Here is a 2,395-nt window from a genome sequence, read left to right on the forward strand (position 1 = left end):
GGCGCCCGCCACCCGGTCGCCCTCAGTCCTCGGGCAGTTCGACCGGGGCGATGGAGTCGTAGACGTCCCCGGGGCCCGGGTTGGCCGGGTCGGTGGCCCCGCCCAGCTGGTGCATGACACCCCACACCGCGTTGAGCGCGGTCTGCACCGCGCCCTCGGCCCAGCCAGCGGTCCAGGAGATGTCGTCGCCGGCGAGGAACAGGCCGCGCTTGTCCTCGGGCAGACGGTCCTGCATGAAGTGCGTGAACAGCCGCCGCTGGTAACGGTAGTGGCCGGGCAGGTTCGCCTTGAAGGCACCCATGAAGTACGGCTCGTTCTCCCACGACACCGTCACCGGGTTGCCGATGACGTGCCGGCGGATGTCGACCCCGGGGTAGATCTCACCGAGCGACTTGAGCATGACCTCCATGCGCTCGTTGGCGTCCAGCGGCAGCCACTTGAGGCTGTCGTCGCACCAGGTGTAGGACAGGCAGATCACCGCGGGCCGGTCCGGGCCGTCGTCCAGCAGGTAGGTGCCGCGGGTCATGCGGTCGGTGAGCGTCATGCTCATCGTGTCGCGCCCGGTGGGGCGGCCCTCGGCGTCGACGGCCGGGTCCAGCCAGAAGGGCCGGTCCACCGGCACGAACAGCTTCGACGACTCCATGTAGTGGGTGCGTTCGACCGCCGTCCAGTGGTCGATGGGCAGCAGGGAGTCGTCGCAGTCGATCTTGGACAGCATCATCCAGGACTGCGCGGTGAACACCGCCGCCCGGTAGGTGCGGATGTCGCCGGCCGCGTCGGTGACCGTGACGCGGTTGCCGGCGGTGCGGTGCAGCCGGGTGACGGCCGGGCGGTGCGCGCCCTCGTGCAGCGACCTCAGTGAGGTGCCCAGCGGCCAGTGCACCAGCTTCGCGGGCTCGTCCTCCCACAGCCGCAGCGGAAGCTGCTGGCTGCCGCCGACGATGCCGCGGTGGTCGTCGTCGGCACCGGTGTAGACGACGCGCAGGATCTCCAGGATGGAGTTGGGGAAGTCGGTGTCCCAGCCGCCGGTGCCGAAGCCGACCTGGCCGAAGATCTCCCGGTGCCGGAACGAGGAGAACGCCGGTGAGTCGCAGAGAAAGCCGTAGAAGGTCTGGTTGTCGAGCTTCTCCACCAGCCGGCCCCAGATCTCCCGGATCCGGGCGACGTCCCTGGTGCGGATGGCGTGCTGCATGTCGGAGAAGTCGGCGCCCTCCTCCAGGCAGGTGTTCCAGGCGTCCATCACCTGGTGGTAGACCTCCGGCAGGTCGTCGAGGGTTCGCGCGTAGTGCGACTCGCCCTTGAGGTCCACCACCGTCGAGGGGGTGTCCGGCGACAGCGGGTTGGGGAAGGGCTCCAACTCCAGGTCGGCGAGGTCCACGTAGTGCCGGAACGCGGTGGACGACGGCGGGAAGCGCATCGCGCCCATCTCGGCGGTGAGCGACGGGTCGCAGCCGTCGAAGGTGGCGGTGCGCAGCCGGCCGCCGATGGCGTCGGCCTCGTACACGACCGGCTTGAGGCCCATCTTCATCAGCTCGTAGGCGGTGACGATGCCCGACAGGCCACCGCCGATCACGGCCACCTCGGTGCCGTGCTCGGTCGCCGGGACCGCGCCCAGGCCGGCGGGGTGCCGCAGGTAGTCGTCGTAGGCGAAGGGGAAGTCCGGGCCGAACATCGTGACGGGCGGCTGGGACTGGGCCTCTGCGTGCTGCTCGTCGTGGACGGCGGCGGGCACGGTGGAGGTCATCGGCGCGGTTCTCCTTGCGAGCACAGGGACGGGTACAGCTCGGGGCGGCGGTCGGTGAGGTAGGGGTTGGCGGCGCGGGAGGCGGCCAGCGCGGCCGGGTCGACGTCGGCGACGACGAGGTCCTCGCCGGTGCCGGCCCTGGCCGGCACGGTGCCGTCCGGCGCGGCCAGGCAGCTCAGTCCGGCGAAGTGGAAGTCGCCCTCGACGCCGTGCCGGTTGGCGTAGGCGATGTAGAGCTGGCTCTCCCAGGCGCGGGCGGGCAGCAGGGTGAGCGGCACGAACTCGAAGGGACGCATCAGCGCGGTCGGCACGACCAGCAGTTCGGTGCCGGCCAGTGCGTGCGCCCGGACGGTCTCGGGGAACTCCACGTCGTAGCAGATCAGCAGGCCGACCCGGACGCCGTCCAACTCGGCCTGCACGACGGGCCGGTCACCGGGCCGGAACGCGCCGCCCTCGAAGTCCCCGAACAGGTGGGTCTTGCGGTAGCCGGCCAGCCGGTCGCCGTTGGCGGCGATCAGCTGGACCGAGTTGTACACGGCGGTGCCGTCGCGTTCCGGGTAGCCGTAGGCCAGGGCGACGCCGTGCCGTGCGGCGATCCGGCCGACGGCCTCGGCGCCGGGGCCGTCGGCGGGTTCGGCGGCCTGCCGCACG

2 protein-coding genes are annotated in these 2,395 nt (G+C 71.4%); both read right to left on the minus strand.

The annotated features are described in order from the left end of the window. Positions 1 to 22: 22 nt before the first annotated feature. Positions 23 to 1,744, minus strand: coding sequence for a flavin monoamine oxidase family protein (locus tag ACYVE9_RS23225; protein ID WP_461029842.1), 1,722 nt, complete (start codon positions 1,742 to 1,744; stop codon positions 23 to 25). Then, positions 1,741 to 2,395, minus strand: a 655-nt coding sequence (locus ACYVE9_RS23230) for a carbon-nitrogen hydrolase family protein (protein ID WP_461029843.1), incomplete at its 5' end; no start/stop codon positions are given. The genes ACYVE9_RS23225 and ACYVE9_RS23230, both read right to left, overlap by 4 nt.

It is taken from the genome of Streptomyces sparsus, assembly GCF_054776295.1.

Bases quoted from the DNA above. Each gene is read 5' to 3' on its own strand.
- ACYVE9_RS23225 (WP_461029842.1), bottom strand. From the start codon at position 1,744: ATGACCTCCACCGTGCCCGCCGCCGTCCACGACGAGCAGCACGCAGAG.